Below are 4245 nucleotides of genomic sequence, written 5' to 3'. Positions count from 1 at the left end.
GAACCGGGTGTCTGCGGGGTGTGTGACTGGGGATCGGAAGCTCCTGCCATACCCCGATTCTACCCCGAATCGAACACGAATACGAGACTTACTCACATAATTTTAGGCTTCTCATCTTGAGTTTCACACCTGAAGACGGTTGATTCTCCTGCCCGTGGTTCCACTCAGGCGACCCCACGCGGCCCCAGGCGGCCGCGTGGTCCTGACCAGAGATTCGTGGGGCATCCATGAAGACCCGGCTCACCGGCGAAAGCACGGGCCGGTCGCCCGAAAGCACGCGGCACCCTCGCTCTCGTGAACGGAGGGTGACGCGTGCGGCAGTGGAGCGGTGGGGCTAGCCGATGCCGAGGATGTCGATGACGAAGACGAGGGTGGAGCCGGCCGGGATGGTTCCCTGCGCTGCGTCTCCGTAGCCCTTCGCGGGCGGGACAACGGTGAGGATCTGCGAGCCCACGGTCTGTCCGATGATCGCGGTCGCGAAGCCGGGGACGACGCCGCCCTGGGTCTTCGAGCCGTCGACGGCGAGGAGCTGTGCCGGCGCGCCCTTCGTCCAGCTGGAGTCGAAGACCTTCTTCTCCGCCCAGAGGACGCCGGTGTAGTGCACGGTGACCGTGTCGCCCTCCTTGACGGTGTCGCCGGTGCCCTTCTTCAGGACGGCGACCTGAAGGTCGGCCGGCGGCGTGCCGCCCGGGATCGTGATCCCGGGGGTGCCGTTGGCGTCGAGCACGACGGCGGGAAGGCCGTTGATCGGAGTCTGGTCGGCACCGTTCGCCCGGAGCAGGTAGGTCTTCACAACGTCGATCACGAAGACCAGGGAGTCCGTTGCGGCGATCCCGAGGGTGGAGTTGCCGCCCTGGGGTCCGAACGCGTCGTCCGGGGAGACGACGACGGCGATGCGCGAGCCGGCCTGCGCGCAGGCGAGCCCGTCGGTGATGCCCTTGATGGTCTGGTCGTTGAGGGTGAGCACGTTCGCGCTCGTGCTGTCGTACTTGCTGACCTGGATCGGTGAGCCCGTCGTCCCGTTGTAGACGTTCAGTTCGATCTTCGCCTGCTGGCCGGTGACGAGCCTGTCACCGGAGCCGGGGACGATGACCCTGCCCTGGGTCGTCCCCGTCATGAGCGGGGTCGGGAAGTCGACCTTCGGAACGGCGCCGAGGTTGTCGCTGACCGTGACGAGCTTCGAGGCGGCGCCATCGCTGATCGGTGCGACGCAGCTCGACGCGGCATCCGCACTGCTGCTGCACCCGGTGAGGGCGGCAAGCAGCAGGCCGGCAGTCGCAATGAGGGCAGAAGCTCTACGCACAGGATCTCATTTCAGTGTGGGACGTTCAGCGTGCGGCGCCCTCTGGCGCCCACAGTCGGGAGGCCGAACACGGCCGGAGCCTATCCTAACCGGCGTCGGCTGCGGTGTCGGTCGCGGCGTCGGCCGTGGTCTCGGTCGTTCGGGGCAGGTCGAGGGGCGCTGCGACGACGGCCGGGCCCCGCCCGTCGAGGCCTCTGGCCTTGGAGGTGGCTGCGCCGGCCTCCGCGATCCGGACCCGCTTGCGCATGACTTTTCCGCTCACACTGCGTTCGCCGAGTGCACCAGGGGTCCAGGCCTCGACATCAGCGTCGGAGAAGTCGGTCTTGGACGGCCGGCGCTTGAGTTCGGGCAGGATCGTGTCGGGTGCGAGGCGCCGTGCCGTGATCAGGAATCCGGTGTGGCCGATCATCCGGTGGTCCGGGCGGACCGCGAGGCCCTCGACGTGCCAGCCGCGCACCATGGTCTCGTTCGAATCCGGGTTCGTGTAGAACCCGGTTCCGCGGATGGCCTCGGCGACGCGGGAGAGCTGGGTCACGGTCGCGACGTAGCAGAGCAGGACGCCGCCGGGCTTGAGCGCGGCGGAGACGGCCTCGAGGCATTCCCAGGGGGCGAGCATGTCGAGCACGACCCGGTCGGCGGTCTGGTCGGGGACCGCGGACGGCAGTGCGTCTGCAAGGTCCCCGAGGGTGATCGTCCAGTTCGTCGGGTCGGCGCCGAGGAAGGTCGCTACGTTGTCCCTCGCGACATCGGCGAACTCCGCCCGGCGTTCGAAGGAGGCGAGGTGCCCGGCCGGCCCGATCGCGCGGAGCAGCCACAGCGACAGCGCACCAGAGCCCACCCCGGCCTCGACGACCGTCGCACCGGGGAAGATGTCCGCCTGGGCGAGGATCTGGGCCGCATCCTTGGGGTAGATGATCGCGGCTCCCCGCGGCATCGACATCACGAAGTCGTTGAGCAGCGGGCGCAGCGCGAGGTGCTCGACCCCGACGTTGTTCACGACGACGGATGCATCGGGCAGGCCGATGATGTCGTCGTGCGCGAGGATTCCCCTGTGGGTGTGGAAGACCTTGCCCGGCTCGAGCGTGATGGTGTTGAGCTTGTTCTTGGGGCCGGTGAGCTGCACGCGATCGCCGACCCGGAAGGGCCCGCTGCTCTGGATGACCTGGGTGTATTCGCCGTTCGGGGTGATGCCGTTGCCGGCGCTCATGGTGCCGGTTTCGCTCATGTTGTCGGTGTCGCTCATGCGTGGATGTCGTCCTCGGTCGGATGCGAGCCGGAACCGGGCCGCGCGGGTACCTCGGCGACGGCAGCGCGCCGCTCGGCAAAGACAGTGTGGACGCCGGCCAGCGTGCGTCCGTGCAGGGTCGGCCACAGTTCGTACCGGGCGCTCGCCTCGATCTCGACCATGTGCGGGACCGCGATGACAACGGCGCCGGAGGCGACGGCCGCCGCAATGCCGGGCAGGGAGTCCTCGACGGCAACACAGTCGGCGGGGGTGACACCCAGCAACCGGGCGGCCGAGAGATAGGCCTCAGGGTGCGGTTTGCTCTGGAGGACCATGTCACCGGCGACGATCGCATCGAATGCGGCGAATCCGACCTGGTCGGACACCTGCTGCGCCATCCGGTGTTCCGACATGGTCACGAGGGCCATCGGGATGCCCGCGGCCTTGACCTCCGTCATCAGCTCGAGGGCGCCGGGGCGCCAGGGCGCACCGAACTCACTGAGGAGGCCCTGGACCCGCGTGGTCAGACGGTCGACGATCACTTCGGCGTCGAGGCGGACACCGCGATCCTGCAGGATGGCCGCGGAGCCCAGCAGGCCGCTTCCGACCAGAAGCATGCAATCACTGTGCGTCCAGACACCGCCGAAGCTCTCGACGAGCTCGGTTTCGGCACGCATCCAGTACGGTTCCGAGTCGACGATCGTGCCGTCCATATCCCACAGCACGGCCGCGGGCAGGGGCGAAAGAGGACGGAACGGGTTCACAGGGTCCAAGTGTAAGGGGCACCGCTTATCCTTGACTGACGGTGCTTTTCCGGGCGCCCCGGCAGATCGAGGTTTCACGCAGTGACAGATGGCAATGGATTCCTGGGCGGACGCCTCCTCGTGGTGGCGTTTGCAGGCTGGAACGACGCGGGTGAGGCCGCGACCGGTGCCGTTGGCATCCTCAGGGACCTCCTCGACGTGTCCTCCCTCTTCGAGGTGGACCCCGAGGTCTACTTCGACTACCAGTTCAACCGGCCGACGATCTCCACGGATGACGAGGGTCACCGCCAGCTCGAATGGCCCGGCGCGACCCTGTTCGGTCCTGCAGAGCCTGGCGTCGTCGGGGAGCCCCTCGCCGACGACGCACAGCTGCGCGTGAGCGGCAGCAATGCGGGCAACATCTACCTCCTGCTCGGCACAGAGCCGAGCCGCAGCTGGAAGGGATTCACCGCAGAGGTGCTCGACGCGGCCCTCGCTGCGGACATCGGCGGAATCGTCTTCCTCGGCGCCATGCTCGCGGACGTTCCGCACACGCGCCCCATCTCCATTTTTGTCTCGAGCGAGAACCCCGAGGTGCGCAGCGAGCTGCAGATCGAGCGCAGCAGCTACGAGGGTCCCGTCGGTATCCTGAGCGTGCTCTCTCACGCGGCAGAGCTCGTCGGCATCCCGACCCTCTCGATCTGGGCGTCCGTCCCCCACTACGTGCACAACGCGCCGTCGCCGAAGGCGATGCTCGCCCTGATCGACAAGCTCGAGGAAATCATCGACGTGGTCATCCCGCGCGGCGACCTCGTCACCGAGGCCGAGGAATGGCAGACCGGCATCGACACCCTCGCGGCAGACGACGAGGAGATGGCGGCGTACATCAACCAGCTCGAGCAGGCCAGGGACACGGTCGACTCGCCGGAGGCGAGCGGCGAGGCGATCGCCCAGGAGTTTGAGAAGTACCTCCG

At 67.8% G+C, this 4245-nt stretch carries 4 protein-coding genes; 1 reads left to right on the top strand and 3 read right to left on the bottom strand.

The genetic code is table 11. The features are described from left to right. Window positions 1–334 precede the first annotated feature (334 nt). From QN345_RS16035 to QN345_RS16025, 3 genes are all read right to left on the bottom strand, one after another. Window positions 335–1303: an FKBP-type peptidyl-prolyl cis-trans isomerase gene (locus QN345_RS16035; protein ID WP_134561108.1), complete on the bottom strand. Its 969-nt coding sequence runs from the start codon at window positions 1301–1303 to the stop codon at window positions 335–337. Between the two features lie 85 nt (window positions 1304–1388). Then, window positions 1389–2510 carry a tRNA (adenine-N1)-methyltransferase gene (locus QN345_RS16030; protein WP_322189835.1) on the bottom strand — a complete coding sequence of 374 codons (1122 nt, stop codon included), beginning with the start codon at window positions 2508–2510 and terminating at the stop codon, window positions 1389–1391. Between the two features lie 32 nt (window positions 2511–2542). Further along, window positions 2543–3292, bottom strand: coding sequence for an HAD family hydrolase (locus tag QN345_RS16025; protein WP_255454103.1), 750 nt, complete (start codon window positions 3290–3292; stop codon window positions 2543–2545). Between the two features lie 81 nt (window positions 3293–3373). Between QN345_RS16025 and QN345_RS16020 the strand changes: the two genes are divergently transcribed. Next, window positions 3374–4245, top strand: an 872-nt coding sequence (locus QN345_RS16020; RefSeq protein ID WP_323508863.1) for a PAC2 family protein, incomplete at its 3' end; no start/stop codon positions are given.

Source organism: Cryobacterium sp. 10I1, assembly GCF_035019805.1.
In the GTDB taxonomy this organism is placed as follows: Bacteria; Actinomycetota; Actinomycetes; order Actinomycetales; family Microbacteriaceae; genus Cryobacterium; species Cryobacterium glucosi.
The sequence above is the reverse complement of the archived record's forward strand: the minus strand, read 5'-3'. Positions and strand labels throughout refer to the sequence as shown.

What these genes read in the sequence shown, in the direction of transcription:
- QN345_RS16030 (WP_322189835.1), bottom strand. Translation starts at nt 2,510, where the DNA reads ATGAGCGCCGGCAACGGCATCACCCCGAACGGCGAATACACCCAGGTC.